Source organism: Streptomyces sp. NPDC094147 (genome assembly GCF_044764265.1).
GTDB lineage: Bacteria > Actinomycetota > Actinomycetes > Streptomycetales > Streptomycetaceae > Streptomyces.
Map to the genome: position 1 here is coordinate 47,732 of NZ_JBIWHT010000027.1, position 15,998 is coordinate 63,729.

Here is a 15,998-nt window from a genome sequence, read left to right on the forward strand (position 1 = left end):
GGGGGTGTCACCTTCCGGTCGTGAGGCTGAGGCTGTGCTGGAGGTGTTCGCGAAGGGCGGGCAGATGTTCCGGCGCGAGCAGCGTGTGGTGCGAGCCGGGGATCACCGTGTGGTGGAAGGAGCCTGTGGTGTGCGCCCGCCATGACGTCATGCCTGCGGGGACGGGGTTTCCGGCTGCCTCCAGGGTCACCATGGGGCTCTCGACGACGCCGTGCGTGGTGTGTCCCGCGGCGAGGGGAAGCAGCACATCCAGACGGGCGGCGACATCGGTGTGTTCCGCCCCTTCGATGAGCGTCGTGCGCTCCGCCGAGGGAGCCGGCGGGTTGAGCATCCGGTCGATCAGGACCAGTGCGGGCCGGCGTCCGCGCCGCTCCAGCAGACGCGCGAGGTCGAACGCGACGGCGGCTCCCAGCGAGTAGCCGACGAGGGGCACCACTGTGTGGTCGGTGTGGAGCAGCAGTTCCTCGGCGAGGGCTTCGGCCAGCTCGTGGAGCGTGGCTTCCACCGATCCGTCCGGCGTCAGGTAGTCGACTCCCCACGGGGCGTACGAGGTGGGCAGCTCGCCTACCAAGTCCGTGAAGATGTAGGGGATGCCCGCGGCGGGCGGCAGGAAGAAGACGGGCAGGGCGTCGTGACGCGAGGGTCGCAGCGGTACGACGCGGGTGGCGCTGCCGGAGCGGCTGTCATGGAGGTGCCGGGTGAGCGCGTCGGCGGTCGGATGGTCGTGGAGGGACCGCAACGAGACGTCCCGGTCGAGCGCGCGCGACAGTGCGGAGACCGCCCGGAGCGCGAGGATGCTGTGCCCACCCGCTTCGAAGAAGTCCTCGTCGGGCCCGAGCAGCGGGTCGTCGAGGACCCCGCGCAGCGTGTCGAGGACCAGGTCGGCGAGCCCGCGGTCCGGTCCCTCGCCGCCCGACCCCCCTCGGTGCAGCAGGGCGAGCAGGGTCTGGGCGTCCAGCTTTCCGCTGGAGGAGAGGGGGATCTCGGGCACCGAAGTGATCAGGCGGGGCACCATCACGGCGGGCAGCGACTGCTTGAGGTGGGCGCGGATTTCGGCCCGCCTCGGCACGGCCGGGCCCGCCACGAACGCGGCGGGCTCGATGTCACCGCCCGGCGTCCGGTAGGCGATGACGGCCGCGGACTCGACGTCGGGGTGAGCGCCGAGGACGCGTTCGATCTCGCCGAGCTCCACCCGGTGGCCCCTGATCTTGACCTGCCCGTCGCGCCGTCCGGCGAAGTGCAGCGCGTCCGATTCATCCATCCACCCGCGGTCACCGGTGCGCAGGACGCGCTCCGCCGGGCGCCCTGGACGCGGGCAGAAGCGCTCCTCGGTGAGCGCTTCGTCGTTGGTGTATCCCAGGGCGACACAGGGCCCGGCGATGCGGATCTCCCCCACGGCCCCTCGGGGTACGGGCCGACCCGAGCGATCCGTGACCCGGACCTCGCTGTTCGTCAGGGACTTGCCGATGGGCACGTCCTCGCGCGCGGGGTGGAACCCGCCCGCGCCGCGCACGACCTGCGCGACGGAGTCGACGCCGCTCTCGGTCAGTCCGTACACGTTGACGACGACGGCGGACTCGGGAGCACCCAGCTCGTGGAAGCGGGCAACCGTACCGGCCGGGAGCCGTTCGCCCCCGACGAGCAGGCGGCGCAGCGGCAGGCGGCGCAGCGACGGTGCCGCGTGGGCGGTGAGCAGTTGGAGCAGGCTGGGCGTGCAGTCGGCGACGTCGACACCGTGCTCGACGAGTTCGTGGCACAGCCGCACCGGGTCGCGCTTCACTTCGGGATCGATCAGCACGAGCGTGTGCCCGCGCAGCAGCGCGCCGAAGATCTGCTGAACCGAGGCGTCGAAGGCCAGGGAGGCGAGGAGCGCCACGCGCAGACCGTCGCCGAGGCCGTCGTAGACCGGGGCGGCCAGCGCGTCGACGAGGCTTGTCACCGCGCGCTCGGGGACCTGCACGCCTTTGGGCCGGCCGGTCGATCCGGAGGTGTACAGCACGTAGGCGAGCGGTTCCCGGCCGGCGTGGGAGGCGTCGTGCGTGGAGCGGTCGGGGAACGGTCCTTCGAGCAGGTCGATGCGCGTGGCGCCCTCGCCGTCCGGGTGGGCGAGGAACCGCGCGCCGCTGTCGCTCAGGATGTGCTGTGCCCGGTCCTCGGGCAGATCCGGATCGATGGGTACGTACGCGGCACCGGCGTGGAGCACTCCCAGCAGTGTCGTGATGGCCTGCGGTGTCGTGGGCATGCGCACGGCCACCCGGTCTCCCGGCATGGCGCCGAGCCGGGTCAGGCGACCGGCTATCTCATCGGCGCCTGCCACGAGTTCGGCGTAGGTCCGCACGACGCCGTGGTGGCGCAGCGCGGGCCGCTCCGGGGCCGAGGCCACGACGTCCGCCAGGCGTCGGCGGATGCCGGGGCCGGGGTCCACGAGTGCCGGGGGCGGGTTCTCCTCCCACGGGGTCCGGGGCGCGGGCCCGGCGGTGAGCGGAAGGTCACCGAGCGGGGTCTCGGGCCGTTCGCACGCCGCGAGCACGAAGTGCGGCAGGCAATCGCGCAGTTCCTCGGCGAGCGGGGGCGCGACCAGGGTGCTGTCGTACGCGAGGTGCAGGTCGACGCCGTCGGGTGAGGTCCTCGCGTCCAGGCGGAGGGAGAAGGGTTCCACGAGGGAGTCGAGCGACACCACACGGCTCCGCGGTGCGGTCCCGTCCACCAAGTCCGGGTCACGCCAGACGAAGGCAAGCGGCAGACAACGAGATGTGTCCGTCCCCGACGGCAGCACGAAGTAGTCCTGGAAGGCGGCCGCTTTGCGGCGTTCCTCGGCGACCTCACGGGCCAGTGCCGCGAAGTCGCGGTCGTGGTCACATGTGAGGGACAACGGCAGGGTGCGCTCCAACAGCCCTGGTACGGCGCCGAGTTCGTCCAGATCCCGGCCGTCGACGGTGTCGCCGAGCAGCAGTGTGTCGAGGTCGAACCAGCGGGCGAGGAGCGCTGTCCACGCGGCGCACAGGACGTCCGCGGCAGAGGCCCCCAGTGCGGCCGCGCACCGGTGCAGGGCCTCGTGCTCGCGGTCGCCCCACGCGATGGGCGTGGCGGCGGGGCGCAGCTCCGCGGGGGCCGAGTTGCGGCCCCACGGAAGCGGCGGCACGGCGGCGCAGCTCTGCTCGGCGCCGTCCCAGTGGGTCACCCCGTCCGCTTCACGGGCGGCCAGTGTCTCCCAGGCCCAGGCCGCGAGGTCCGCTTGGCCCGGTCCTTCGTACGCGGCGTCCCCGATCAGGGTCGCGGCGAGGCGCGCCGCGGCGGTGGCGTCGAGCCGGTCGGCAGGGGCGCGGAGCTCGATCCGGTGTTCCCCCTCGGGACCGGATCCAAGCGCGCAGGTCACGACGCCCTCCCTCCAGGTGAGGGTCGCCGGGTCCGCCGGGTCCGTCGTGGCGGGGGACGGTTCGGGGTGTGCACCGTCGGCTTGCAGGACTTCGTGACGGTCGACGGCGGACCGCAGCCGCTCGCGGATGTCGGCCTGGGTGATTCCCGCGTCGTGGGCGACGACGATCCGGGTCTCGGGCGTACGGGCACCCCAGACGTCGGTGAATCGCTGCTGGGTGGGCGAGGCGTGCATGGAAGGCTCTGGCTCCTTCTCCCCTGGTGGTGGGGCCGTTCGCAGGGAGGTGGGCGGTGGGGCCGCCGGCAGACCGTGTCCGGCCGGTCTTCGAGTGGTGGGCGGCTGGTACGCCGTCGAGTCGTCTCCCGCGGCTATCGCCGGGGCGTACTGCGCACCGGCCTGCCGGACGACGGGTTCACGTGGTCGGGTCGGGCGTGTGGCCGTGCGACATGGCCACCAGTACCTCGCGGCGCCCCTGGTAGGGCATGCGGCCGTGGGCGGCTGACATGTTGTCCACGATCAGCACGTCTCCCCTTTGCCAGCGCACTTTGCGCAGCGTCGCGGAGTACGCGCGCCCGAGCTCCTCGATCACCGGGTCCTCGATCTCCTGCCCGCCGCCGTACAGCGTCCTGAACGGCAGGTCGTCCGCGTCGCAGTGGTCGAGCAGTTCGTCACGCAGGGCGGGGTCGAGGCTGCTGGGACTGAAGAAGTAGGCGTGGTTGAACCAGACTTCCCGTCCGGTGTGCGGATGGGTCCGCAGCGCGGGACGCCAGAAGGTCGTCCGCAGCCGGTCCTCGCCCCGCCATTCGTACGCGATGTCATGGCGGCGGCAGTAGTCCTCGACCTCCTCGCGGTCGTGGGTGCCGAAGACCGTGGGCCACTCCAGTCCGAGGCCACCGCCGAAGTTGCGGACGTAACGGACGCCTTCGTCACGGAACCTCGCAACGGTCTCGGGGCGCAGCCGTTGGGTGATCGCGGACAGGTCGGCCACGGTGGTCTCGCCGCCGGAGTCGGCCGGGCGGATGCAGCAGAACGTCAGGCGCAGGGGCCAGCTCTGCGCGTACGAGTGCTCGGTGTGCAGCTTGATGGGCTGGTCCGCGGGGTGTTCCGTCGAGGTGTAGAGCGACGGCGCCACTTCACGGCGGTCGGAGGAGCGCTCTTCGTAGGGCAACGGAGCGGAGCCGAGCAGGTCGAGCACCTCACGGAACCGCTCGGGCGAGTCGGCGCCGGTGTCACGGTAGAGCACGAAGCCGCCGTGGTCGGCCAGGCCGTCGAGCAACTCCCGGTCGCTGTCGAGACGTTCCGCGATGGACTGGCCGGGCTCGGGCAGGCGCGCCGGTACGTCGGCCGGGGCGTCGGCCCCGGAACCTCCGGACATGCGGCGCTTGAGCCGGGCGCGGCGGGCGGCCAGAGCGGTCGCCGCGTCACTGGCGTCACTCGCGGCGGCGGGCGCCGCCCGCAGCGCCGGGTCACGTCCGTCGACGGTGTCGGTCAGCAGCCGCGCGATGCGCGTGACGATGCCCTCGGCCGAGCTCTCCGTATGGGCCGCGGTGTCGTACAGCGCTTCGAGGCGCAGACCCTGCTCGTCCTCCGTGAACAGCAGGTCCCAGCCGAATTTGCGCGCCACCGCCGTCCGCCGGGGCAGCCGTCGGCCGATGACGTCTCCCAGGGCCCACTCGGCGGGATCCGCCCTCACATCGGCGGCACGGTAGTCGAGTTCGACGGGGAAGGCCGCGCCCGGAATCCCGAGGTCGGCGAGCATGTCGGTGTACGGGCAGGTTCGCCGGTCCAGGCCCCAGTGAACGGTTTCCCGCACCCGGGCGACGATGTCGGCCATGGTGTGCGCGCCCTGTGTGGCGACCCGGTGCGGCAGCATGTTGAGGTGCACGCCGATCTGGTCGTCCAGGTCCGGCTCGCCCCGCAGGGACACGGGTGAGACGACGACGACGTCCTCCTGACCGGATGCCTCGCGCAACGCGAAGGACACGACAGCGAGGACCACCGCGAACGCGCTCGTCTGCCGGCTGCGGGCGAACTCGTGCAGCCTGTCGCGGTCCAGCGAGGTGAAGCGGCGGGTGACGCAGCCGCCGACCGCCGGGCCGGACGCGGGGCTGACGGCGGTGGGGCCGGGAGCGGCGGGGAACGTCACCCCGCGGGCACCGGACAAGTGCTCTCGCCACTCGGCCCGTTGCCGCACCGCCCGCTCGGAGTGCGCCTGCGTGCTCTGCCGCTCGGCGACGGCCTGGTAGGGCAGGGCGGGCGGGCGCGGAAGCGCGGTTCCCCGAGTGCGGGCTTCGTACAGCGCCGCGAGGTCACCGAGCAGCAGTCCCATCGACCACCCCTCGCACACGATGTGGTGAGCGATGACGACGAGTGTCCTGGACTGTTCCCCTTCGACGAGGACGACGCGCAGCAGCGGCCCCGTCTCCAGCGAGAGCGGGGTGGTGCAGAGCATGTCGATCAGCGCCGTACGCTCCTCGGGGCCCGGGGGCGCCGGGAGGATCTCCAGGGACGTCAAGGGCTCCGCATGGACGCGTTGCACCGGCGTGCCCCGCAGGGAGGTGAAGGTCGTCCGCAGAGCCCCGTGCCGGCGCCCGAGGTCGGACACCGCGGCGCGGAGGGCGTCGACATCGAGCGCACCCGTCAGCTCGAAGCACCGGGGAACGTTGTACGTGGCACCTGCCTCGCCGCGAGCGCACGCCAGCCACACACCGAGTTGCCCAGGCGACAGCGGAAGCGGCTGGTCGTGGTCCTCCCGGCGGCCGGATTCCGGGGTGGCCCCGGTTTCCGGGGCTGCTGCGGGCGCCGCGAGGACCTCGGCGCAGCGGGCCGCCAGGGCCCGTACCGTCGGAGCCTCGAAGAAGGTGGAGACAGCCACGGATACGCCCGTCTCCAGCTCCAGCCGGGACAGCATCCGCAACGCCGTCAGACTGGTGCCCCCCAGGCCGAAGAAGTTGTCGGTCACTCCGGCGGGAGCCTGCTCCAGGAGTTCCTGCCACAGGTGGAACAGGCGCTCCTCCCACGGTCCTTGGGGGCCCGCGGACTCGCCGTCGTCCTCCTCGGCCGCCAGCCGGGTGAGGGCCTCCAGATCGGTCTTGCCACCGGGGGTTTCCGGCAGCCGCGCCAGCAGTACCGTGCGGTCCGGCAGTGCGTGGGCGGGCAGAACCTTGGACAGCTCGGCCGACAGCACACGCGGGTCCGGGACGCCGTCCCCGGCCACGAACGCGCACAGGCGCCCCTGCGAGACGACGACACCCGCGGCGTCGACGCCGGGATGGTTCAGCAACGCGGCCTCGACCTCGGCGGGTTCGACGCGGTGGCCGCCGATCTGCACCTGACGGTCACGGCGCCCGATCAGCTCCAGGCGCCCGTCGGCACACCATCGCCCGAGATCGCCCGTGCGGTAGCGGCGTACACCGGAGAGCCCCGGCACGGGCTGCGCCAGCGGCGGGGCGTCGGCGTGCAGGTAGTCCTGCGCCACGGCCGCGCCCTCCACGCAGATCTCTCCGACGGCCCCGATCGGCATCAGCTCGCCCCTGGTGCCCAGCACGCGGATCCAGGTGTTGGCGATCGGTGTGCCAATCGTGATCTCCCCGCCGAGCACCACGTCACTGGCGCTGGTGCAGCAGGTCGTCTCCGTGGCGCCGTAGGAGTTGATCAGCCGTCGGCCCGCCCCGCACCACCGCCGCACGTCCGGCTCCTGCAAGGGCTCACCGCCGCTGATGACCGTGCCGGCGTCGGGCAGGTCCTCGGGCGTCAGTGAGCGGAGCAGCGTGGGTACGAGAAATGCGACCGTGACTCCGCTCCCGCGCATGTCCGCCGCGAAATCGTCCGTGGAGTGCCGCATGCGCCCCGGTACGACGGCGGCTCCGGTCACCAGTGCCGCTCCGGTGGCGAGCATGGTGACGTCGAAGGAGGGTGAGAACGGCTGAAGCACCCTGTCGTCCTGAGTCACACCGACGTACGCGCTCTGGTCCCGCAGCATGTTGGCGAGACTTCCGTGGCCGACGAGTACGCCCTTGGGACGGCCGGTCGACCCGGAGGTGTACAGCAGATATGCGGTGTCATCGGGACACACCCGCGGCAGATTCACGGCCGGACCGGCGGACGGGGCGCCGATCGCGAGGCAGGGGATCGGGGCCAGCGATGCCGGTGGCGGACCCGCGTCGGTGACCACGACACGGGCGTCGGCGTCCGCGCACAGGGCGCGGAGCCGCTCCTCGGGCCAGGTCGGGTCGAGCCACAGGAGCACTCCGCGGGCCTTCAGGACGCCGAGCATGGCCCGGATGCCGTCGATCCCGTTGTCCAGGGCGACGGCCACGACCTGTCCGGGTTCCAGCGCGTGCCGGGTGAGCAGGTCGTGCGCGATCCGGTCGCTGTCGGCGTCGAGTTCCGCGTACTCGATGTCGCGCTCGCCGTCGATCACGGCGGTCCGGTGCGGGAAGGCGAGGGCGCTCGCGCGGAACAGCTCGACCAGTGACGTCTGCGTCCACTCGGGCATCGGCCGTCCGGTCCCGAAGCCAAGGACCTGCGCGCGCTCATCGTCACTGAGCAGGGCGATCCGCGCCAGGGACGTTTCGGGTTCGTCGAGACCGAGCAGGAACCGGCCGATCGCCGAGGCGACCGCCTCCGGGCTTCCCGGGCCTGCCGGCATCCATACGCGCATCCGGCCCTCACCCGAGTAGCGCACGGCCACCCCGGCCTGCTCCGGCGGTTCCTCGGAGCCCGACACATCGGCGTACACGTCGCACCCGTCCGCCTCCGGCGTCCCGCGGCGCCCGCGCAGTGCGGCCGTCAGTTGCTCCTTGACCGCGCCCACGTGGGCGCGGAGCGAGGCGGTGCGGTCCACCGGCACGCGGAACGACCGCGCCGCGCCGTCCGGTCCCGGCACCGTGACACGCACGGGCCGGTCTTCGCCCGTGCCCGCCGTGTACCAGGTCAGAGCCGAGAGCAGGAGTGTCAGTTCACTCCACCGATCGTGCCGTGCGGCGCGGTCGAAGGCGGCCAACGCCTCTGATTCCAGGCGGACTTCCGCCTCCCGTATTGGCTGGTCGGCGAAGTCCGGTTGGGACGGTCGGAGTTGGGACAGTGCGCTGTGGATCAACGTGCCCTCCGGCGGGGAGCGAGTGGTGACGTGGGGAACGGCAGTGTGCGGAGGTGAATGGGGAGGTGACGGCGCGACGGGACCGGCGCGCGGGTGCCGGGCGCTACAGGTACACCTCGAAGTCCGGTCCGGCGGTACCGACCCGCAGACCGGGGTCGCGGGCCGCCTGCCGCAGCAGCTCCGACAGGTCCTGGGCGACCGCGGCCACCGTCTCCTCGCGGAACAGTGCGGCGTCGTAGATGATCTGCCACCGCAGCGCGTCTCCGGGAAGGGCGAAGAACCACAGGTCCGCGCGGGACGCGGGTTCATCCATCTCGACGGGTTCGCAGCTGAATCCACACCGCTCGGCGACGCCCGCCACCTCGGCGTCCCTGTCGATGCTGTGCCAGGTGATGCCCACGGAAGGAGCGCTCGACAGTCCGCCGTGGCGCTGTGTCCCGATGCGGGCGACCACATCGGACAGGGCGAGGTACTGATGACGCAGCGCCTCTTCCACCTCGGCGCCGGTGCTCCGCACCACCTGTGCGAAGTGGTCGCCCGGGGCCACTTCGCCGCGCAGCAGCACCGTGTTGGCGAAGAGGCCGACCTGGTCGCGTATGCCGGGCAGATCGCGACCGGCGAGGCTGGCGGCGAGAACCTGTTGGCGCTCCCCCGTCCACTGGGCGAGCACCGCGTGGATCGCCGCGACGCACACGGCGAACGGCGTCACGCCATGGGTCCGGGCCAGGTCCCGTAGTCCTTCGTACACATCGGGCGCGCACTCCAGATGGAGGCTGCGGGCCTGGAAGGACGGTACGGGCGGCCGTGGGGCGTCGGTGGGCAACGGTCTGATCGACACCGAGGGGTCGGCCCAGCGCTCCAGGTAGTCGGCGGCTTCCTCCCTGGCCCGGCGGGCCAGGTCGTCCAGGGCGTGGACATAGTCGCGGTGCCGTCTGGGCAGCGGCGCGGGGAAGGGGGCCTGGCCGGCCCGCAGACGCCCGTACGCCTCGAAGAAATCGGCCACCAGGACCTCGACGGACCATCCGTCGGCGACGATGTGATGGGTGGTCAGGATCAGCAGGTGCCCGCCGTGCGCGAACGTCGTCACCGCACCGCGGAGCAGGACGTCCCGCGCGAGGTCGAAGGGGCGCCCCGCCTGTCCTCTCGCCCGCTCGACGGCCGCCGCCGGGCTCCACGGGCCGTCGGCGCTGTCGACGGTCAGCGGTGGACGGCACTCACCGGGGGCCCGTACCTGCTGGCCGAACTCCGACTGCCGCATGACAGTGCGCAGCGATTCGTGCCGGTCGACGACGGCGGCGAGTGCCTGTTCAAGGAGGTCCGGTCGTACCTCGCCGGTCAGGTGGAAGGCCCGGGTGAGGTTGAACGCCTCGTTCCCGCCCTCCAGGCGGCTCAGCAGCCAGATGCGTTCCTGGAGATGTGACAGCGGATGGGTGTCGCCCCAGGAAGAGGTGGCGATCGAGTCGGCCGCGGTGGACTTGCTCATCAGGAGCTTCAGAAAGTCCTCGAAGCGGGGGGTCCGCAGGATCTCCGTCATGGTCACGTGCGTACCGAGCTCGTCCCGGATGCGGGTGGCGAGCCGAGCGGAACGCAGGCTGTCCCCGCCCTCTTCGATGAAGTGGCTCTCCATCCCGATCTCGTCGACACCCAGCGCGGTCCGCCACAGCGCGGCCAGTCGTTGTCCCATGGCTGTGGTGGGCTCGGTGGGGCGGCGTTCGATGTCCAGCGGGTGCGCCGTCGCGCGCAGGGCCGCGTGGTCGGCCTTGCGGTTGCGGGTCAGGGGGATGCCGGGAACCAGGACGACGCGGGCGGGGACCGCGTGCTCCGGGAGTTCCGTGGCGAGGTGTTCCCGCAGGTCCGCGACGAAGCGGCGGGGAGAGCTCCAGCTCGCCGGTGGCTGCGTCGCCGCTTCGGCCAGTGGGTTCGCACCAGGGCGTGTCGCGTACATCAGGACATGGCCGACGGCGCCGGTGTGGTCCTGCCCTTCGGCCTTCACCCGGAACCCGCGATCCACGAGAGCGTCGCGGATCCGTCCGAGATGCGAGGCGTCGCCCTGGGCCTCCAGGACGATCTGCCCGATGAGCGGCCAGTGCTCGTCGTCGATGCCCCGCAGGATGTCCCACTCCGCCCGCTGCGCATCGATCTTCAGGAGGTCCACCCGCGCGAGGCCGTGGTCGCGGATCACCTGGGAGAGGGTGGTGAGTTCGCAGTCGACGGCGGTCGGGGCGAGCTGTTCGTCGAGCAGCTCGTCCAAGTGGTCGCTCTCGGTCCGGTCGAGGCCGCGCCCCAGACGCTGCTCCGCGAGTGCCTTGAGCAGGTGCCGGTCCTCGTCCGCCGCGGGGTGCAGCGTGGCGAGCATGCTGTGATCGGCGTAGGACGTCAGGGTGCCGCGGCCCGCGGCGGCCGAGAGCGCGGCGGCCACCGGTGTCCAGGCGTCGCCGTACAGGGCGCTGTTGGCCCGCAGCCGGGCGAAGGCCGCCGGCGCGGGTTCGATCGCGACGATGCGCGACCCCGGCGCTTCGGTTGCCACCTGGAGGCTGAACATGCCGACGTTGGCGCCTACGTCGATGACGACGCTGCCGGGTGTGACCCGGATCCCTTCTCGCAAGTAGGCGCGTTCGACGAACAGTTCCTGGTAGGCGAATGACGTCTCGGCCGGGTTGAGCGAGAGAACCGGACGCCCGTCGGGCAACTCCGTCCATCCGCGGGCGACTTCGGGCGCACTGTCGAGGAGGGCGCACAGGCGGGCGACCGGACCGGTTCGGTCCGTGGACGGCACACAGTAGGCGAGGAGCCGGTTCGCTCCGGCCGGGTCGGTGTCGACGACGACGGCCGCGTCCTCGACACCGGGGTGCTCACGCAGGATCTGCGCGACTCCGTCGAGTTCGACGCGGTGACCGCGTACCTTGTGCCGGCTGTCGGCACGTCCCGAAAAGGCGATACGCCCGTCGGGGAAGCGCAGGCCCAGGTCGCCGGTGCGGTGCACACGACCCGTCCGGGGTGTGTCGACGAAGCGCACGGCGGTCAGGTCCGGATCGCCCAGATACCCGTCGCTGAGTCCGTCACCGGCGACGCAGATCTCGCCGATGACACCGGGGGCCACGGGGCGCAGCTTCTCGTCGAGGATGTGCACGGTGGTGTTCGCGATCGGCGTTCCGAGCACGGGCCGCCGCAGGAAGTCCGCGAGCTCGGTCGGCGCGACACGCTCCGCGACGCAGCCCACCGTCGTCTCGGTCGGACCGTAGTGGTTGACGATCACCGTCGCGGGGCTGGCCCTGTGCAGCCGTTCGAGGTCGGCCGGGCGCACGGCCTCCCCGCCGACGACCAGCAGACGCGGCGCGAGCCGGGAGAGCTGTCCGGTGTCCGTGTCCAGGAGCAGCCGCAGGAGGGACGGGGTCAGCTTGAGCGCGGTGACACGCTCCCGTACCAGTTCGTCCAGGAGGCGGTGCGGGTCGCCGAGCGTGTCCTGCGAGGGCAGGACGAGCGTGCCACCGTGCAGCAGCGCGCCCCACAGTGCCGTATGGCCCAGATCGAATGCGGCGGAGGTGAGGAGCGCCGGGCGGTCGCGGTCACCGAACCCCAGGTCCTCGCCCAGCCACAGGGCGTAGTTGACCAGTGCCCGCTGGGGGACGACGACCCCTTTGGGCCGGCCGGTCGTGCCGGACGTGTAGATGACGTAGGCGGGGCCGGTCTGTCCGGCGGGCACCGGAGCGGCGACCGTTCCTTCCCCGAAGCGTTCCTCTTCCGCGGAGAATGCCGCCACGCCCCAGTCGCCGACGCGCTCGGCGTACGGAGGTCCAGTGATCAGCACGCCCATGCCGCTGTCATCGCGGATGTGCTTCAGCACCCTGTCCGGATGGCCGGGATCCATCAGGACCATGGTCTTCCCGGAGTAGAGGCAGCCGAGCATCGCGGCGATGAGCGGGGCACCCGGGCCGAGGAGAAGACCCACGAAATCCGCGTCGTGGCCGGCGAGGCGTCCGGCGATCCTGCCCGCCCAGGCGTCGAGTTGGGCGTACGTGACGGTCCCTGCCCCGTCGACGAGCGCGGGATGACCGGGCGCGCGCAGGGCGTGCCTCCGGAACAGTTCGGCGGCACCGTTGTCCGGACGGGCCCGGGTCGGTCCTCCGAAGGCGGGCCCGGTTCGGTCCAAGTCGCCCTCGGGCAGCAGTCGTTCGGGCAGCGGGGCGTCCGGCTCCTGGGCGGCATGCCGCAGCAGGACCTGGAACTGACCGGCCAGGGACCGTACGGCCGCCGGGTCGTGGACCCCCGGGTCGAAGTCCAGCTGGAGCTGGAGCCGGCTGCCGGAGCGCAGCACGGAGCAGAACAGCGTGGCCGCGTTGTCCGCGTCCACGAGGCCTGCCACATGAGCGCCGCCGGGGAGACCGGACGACGGCCCGGTGGGCACCGTGAGAGCGCGGAAGCCGGCGGGGAAGACGACCGGGTCGTCGGGCACGAGGCCCCAGTCGAAGCACTCCTGCCACTCGGCCAGTTCGGCACGCGACTCCCGTACGGCACGTGTCGCCTCACGCAGGCTCGGGGTGCTGGTGAACCCCATCGGCAGTGTCCTGGCCAGCGGGCCGCGGAGCGTGTGGAAGCTCTCGGCGTCCCGACCGGTGAAGGTGACGCCCAGGCAGATGTCGGTGACGCCCGCGTTCTGCGCCACGAGAAAGCCCCAGCAGGCCAGCAGCAGGTCTTCCGGCTCCGCGTCCAGCTTCTCGGCGGTGCGCAGGAGATCGTCCGGGTCCGGGTCCGCGGTCTCGACCGGGAGCGTCTCCCATGCGCCGCCGGGCTCCGGGCGTGCGGTCGTGCTCAGGGGCGACGCGCACCGTGTCAGATCGTCCCGCTTCGCCTGCCAGTACGCGCGCTCGTCCGGGTCCATGTCCGAAAGCACCGCGTCCTGCCAGCGCGTGTAGTGCTGGTAGTCGGGTGCGGCCGGGGAGCCGGCGATGCCGTCGCCGTCCGGGCCGGCCAGCGCTGCCGTGAGGTCGCGCGCCCACAGCAGGAGCGATGTGGCGTCGTGGGTCAGGGTGGGTGCGGACACGGCGAGCCGATGCCCGCCGCCGGATATCCGGACGGCGATGCTCCACTCTTCGACCGGAACCCGGGATCCCGCAGGGCTGTCCGCGCCTTCGACGGCCGCCCGCCGGTGCCCGTCCTCCTCGGTGGTCACCGTGGGGACTTGCGGCTCCCCGGTCAGCCGGACCGGGACCATCCGGTCCGGCTGCCGGGCGAATCGCCGAGCGGCGCCCGCACGCACGGCAGGCGTGGTGAGGGCCCGGCGCACCTCGTCGATGCCGACGGCACGCGGAAGCGATATGACGCACTCGCTCATCCGGAGCGTCTCCGGATCGCGGAGCCAGCTCCGGCGTTGCTGGGCGGAGAGCCCGTGTAGCTGCACCTCGGTCTCCATCTTCGGGGGGTTGTGATGTCTGCGATCAACGGGGCCAGGTGAAGTGCGGGGCTACGACGAGGCCGGTCCGCCCATCATCACGAGCAGCCTGCGAGCCCCCTGGTAGGGAAGGCGGCCATGCGCCATCAGCATGTTGTCGAGCAGGAGGATGTCGCCGGTGACCCACGGCCGGACCACGAGCGCCCGCTCGTAGGCGCTCCGGATCTCCGTCGCCACCTCTCCCGTGATGGGCGAGCCATCGCCGAAGGCGGTGGTGAACGGCGACATCTCAGCCGCCTGGAGAGCGTCGGCGAGGCCCGGTTCCATCGACTCCGCGTGGAAGAAGGCGGCGTGGTTGAACCACACCTGTTCTCCGGTGATGTGATGCTGCCGCACGGCGGGCCGGGTCCATTCCACACGAAGGCCGTCCTCGATCCACTCGTAACGCATTCCGAGTTCGCGGCAGGTCCGTTCGGCCTCGTCCCTCGACTGTGTTCCGAGCACTTCCTGCCAGGAAAGGCCGACACCGGTGCGCAACTCGCGCCGATAGCGGACGCCCAGTCGCATGAAGCGCTCGCGCGTCGGGGCGGACAGGTTCCGCAACACGACCCGGGTGTCGGCGATCGGCGTTTCACCGCCGGTGTCAGCAGCCTTGTCGGAGTAGAAGGCCAGCAAGGTGGGCCAACTTGCGGAGTACGACAGTTCGCTGTGCATCACGATGGTCTGGTCCGCCGGATGATCGGTCGATGTATAGAGCCGGTCACCGACGACGGACCGGGGCGAGGAGCGGTCCTGGTAATCCATGGAGTCCGGGCACACGGCGGCGAAGAACCGTTGGAAGAGTTCCCTTCCGGGCGGACGGAACCCCCGGAACAGGATTCCCCCGTGTGTATGGAGAAAGGATCTGATGGATTCGGTTTCCGTCGCACACCAACCGGCCAGGTCGACATCGTCGACCGCGGGCTCGACCACGGCAGGACCCGGGCCTTCGCACGATATGGAAACCGGGTCACGAGGCAGCCCCGGGTCAGAGGCCAGAGCGTCTTCGTCGAACGTGCTGAACTCTTGGAGCTGGCGTGCCCGGCGTTCTCTCCGGCTCTCGGTCATGATTGGCCGCTTCTCTGTTTCGGCCCCCGGGGAAAGCTCGTGACCGCCGGTTCGAAGTCCGGCACTTCCTGATGGTTCGAGAACCAGGCGATCGTCCGGAGGAGTCCGTCGTCCAACATGACGGACGGTTTCCAGCCGAGCAGCGCGTCGGCCAGGGAAATGTCAGGGCATCGCACCTTCGGGTCGTCCGCCGGCATGCCCAGGTGGCGCAGCGGCGAGGCGGACCCGATCAGCCCGCGTATCCGGTGGGCCAGTTCCGCAACGGTGAGTTCCTCGGGGTTGCCGATGTTGACGGGGCCGAGGTGCGGGCTTGCCGCGAGGCGGAGGATTCCGTCCACGGTGTCGTCGACGTAGCACAGCGACCGGGTCTGGCTACCGTCCCCGTGGACCGTCATGGGGTCGTCCGCGAGCGCCTGCCGGATGAAGTTCGGAATGACGCGCCCGTCTCCCGACTGCAGGCGCGGACCATAGGTGTTGAAGATCCGCACGATTCCGGCATCCACGCCGCGGCGCGTGGCGTGGGCGATGGTGAGCGCCTCGGAGAACCGCTTGGCCTCGTCGTACATCGAACGCTCACCCACGGGGTTGACGTTGCCCCAGTAGCTCTCGACCTGTGGATGTTGGAGCGGATCTCCATAGACCTCGGACGTGGAGGCGAGGATGAAGCGGGCGCCCTTCTCGCCCGCCAGCTCCAAGGCGTTGGACGTCCCCTGACTGCCGACCCGGAGTGTCTCGATCGCCAACCGGGTGTAAGCGACGGGTGAGGCCGGTGAGGCCAGGTGCAGTACGAGGTCGACGGGACCGTCCACGTGGAGTGCGGCACTGACGTCCGACTGGACGAAGGTGAACCGCGGGTGGCCGAGCAGGTGGCCGATGTTCTCCCGGGACCCGGTACAGAGGTTGTCCACACAGACCACCTCGCACCCCGAGGCGAGAAGGGCATCACTCAGGTGCGATCCGAGGAACCCCGCTCCCCCGGTGACGACCGCGCGCTGGAAGGTTCTCTCGGACGACATGGTTCCCCC

Annotated in this window: 5 protein-coding genes; all 5 read right to left on the minus strand. The window is 71.4% G+C overall.

Translation table 11 applies throughout. The features are described from left to right. Positions 1 to 7: 7 nt before the first annotated feature. The 5 genes from ACIQ8J_RS28950 to ACIQ8J_RS28970 all read right to left on the minus strand — a co-directional run bounded on the left by ACIQ8J_RS28950 (position 8) and on the right by ACIQ8J_RS28970 (position 15,989). Positions 8 to 3,610 carry an amino acid adenylation domain-containing protein gene (locus tag ACIQ8J_RS28950; protein ID WP_403275430.1) on the minus strand — a complete coding sequence of 1,201 codons (3,603 nt, stop codon included), beginning with the start codon at positions 3,608 to 3,610 and terminating at the stop codon, positions 8 to 10. Positions 3,611 to 3,788: 178 nt separating this feature from the next. After that, complete coding sequence (locus tag ACIQ8J_RS28955; protein WP_403275432.1) at positions 3,789 to 8,477, minus strand: AMP-binding protein; 4,689 nt, start codon at positions 8,475 to 8,477, stop codon at positions 3,789 to 3,791. Between the two features lie 103 nt (positions 8,478 to 8,580). After that, complete coding sequence (locus ACIQ8J_RS28960; RefSeq protein WP_403607987.1) at positions 8,581 to 13,887, minus strand: amino acid adenylation domain-containing protein; 5,307 nt, start codon at positions 13,885 to 13,887, stop codon at positions 8,581 to 8,583. Between the two features lie 51 nt (positions 13,888 to 13,938). After that, positions 13,939 to 14,973, minus strand: coding sequence for a TauD/TfdA family dioxygenase (locus ACIQ8J_RS28965; protein WP_403275437.1), 1,035 nt, complete (start codon positions 14,971 to 14,973; stop codon positions 13,939 to 13,941). Then, positions 14,970 to 15,989, minus strand: a complete 1,020-nt coding sequence (locus tag ACIQ8J_RS28970; RefSeq protein WP_403275440.1) for a UDP-glucuronic acid decarboxylase family protein — start codon at positions 15,987 to 15,989, stop codon at positions 14,970 to 14,972. The genes ACIQ8J_RS28965 and ACIQ8J_RS28970 overlap by 4 nt, the downstream gene beginning before the upstream one ends. Positions 15,990 to 15,998 lie beyond the last annotated feature (9 nt).